This window comes from Photorhabdus caribbeanensis, assembly GCF_018448885.1.
Lineage (GTDB): Bacteria > Pseudomonadota > Gammaproteobacteria > Enterobacterales > Enterobacteriaceae > Photorhabdus > Photorhabdus caribbeanensis.
The window spans coordinates 1-951 of the sequence record NZ_RCWB01000116.1 but is presented as its reverse complement, the minus strand read 5'-3'; the positions used below and the strand labels follow the sequence as shown (position 1 = coordinate 951).

Genomic DNA, 951 nt, shown 5'->3' with positions numbered 1-951 from the left:
AGTGCCTGAGGCACGATCAAAGTTTTTGTCAAAGAAAACAAAATCGTGGAGATCCTCAGGCATGTTTAATTTAGAAGAACTTTACTGCTGCGTCGATGACTTTTGCCAAAAATTTATTCCTCTCTGGCATCAACAGTTAATTGAAAATGGTTTGCTCAAACGTCGCCGCGAAGCTTCCCTTTCTCTCAGTGAAGTCATGACGATACTCATTCTATTCCACATGAGCCATTATCGTGATTTTAAAACGTTTTATATTCTGCATGTTAAACACTATCTTCAGGCCGATTTTCCCCAGTTGGTCAGCTACACCCGGATGTTAACCTTGAAGCAAAGGGCGCTCATTCCTCTTTGTGCTTTTCTCTCGTCACGCAAGGCTGAAACCCAGGGGATCGCTTTTATTGATTCAACCAAAATTGCCGTTTGCCACAATCTCCGTATTCCCCGTCATCGCGTATTTCAGGGCATCGCACAGCGAGGGAAAACCAGTACCGGCTGGTTTTATGGCTTTAAACTTCATCGGGTTATCAATGATTGTGGTGAACTTCTGGCAGTGAAGTTGACTTCAGGAAATAAGGATGATCGCCATCCCGTCAAAGCGCTGGTACAAGGGTTAACCGGATGTTTATATGGCGATAAAGGGTATTTGTCGCAGGCTTTGTGCGATGAACTAGAAGCAGAAGGAATAACGTTAATCACTCATGTCCGTAATAACATGAAGGCAAAAGCATTATCTCTCTGGGATAAGCTGATGTTAAGAAGGCGATTTTTGATAGAAACGGTCGTGGATCAGCTTAAAAATATTTCTCAGATAGAGCATTCAAGACACCGCAGTCAGCTCGGTTTTTTATTGGAAATCGTCGCTGGCCTAATTGCTTATACATTCCAACCTAAAAAACCGAGCTTGAATTTACGGGATTGTGATATCGCTATTTTTAAACGAAGCTGAGGTTA

1 protein-coding gene is annotated in these 951 nt (G+C 42.5%); it reads left to right on the top strand.

Going from position 1 to position 951, the window contains the following annotated elements; translation table 11 throughout:
* Positions 1-61: 61 nt before the first annotated feature.
* Entirely contained in the window at positions 62-946 is an 885-nt protein-coding gene (locus tag EAE90_RS23215) for an IS982 family transposase (protein ID WP_214055447.1), read from the top strand.
* The last annotated feature ends 5 nt before the right edge of the window (positions 947-951 follow it).

Bases quoted from the DNA above. Each gene is read 5' to 3' on its own strand.
- EAE90_RS23215 (WP_214055447.1), top strand. From the start codon at position 62: ATGTTTAATTTAGAAGAACTTTACTGCTGCGTCGATGACTTTTGCCAA.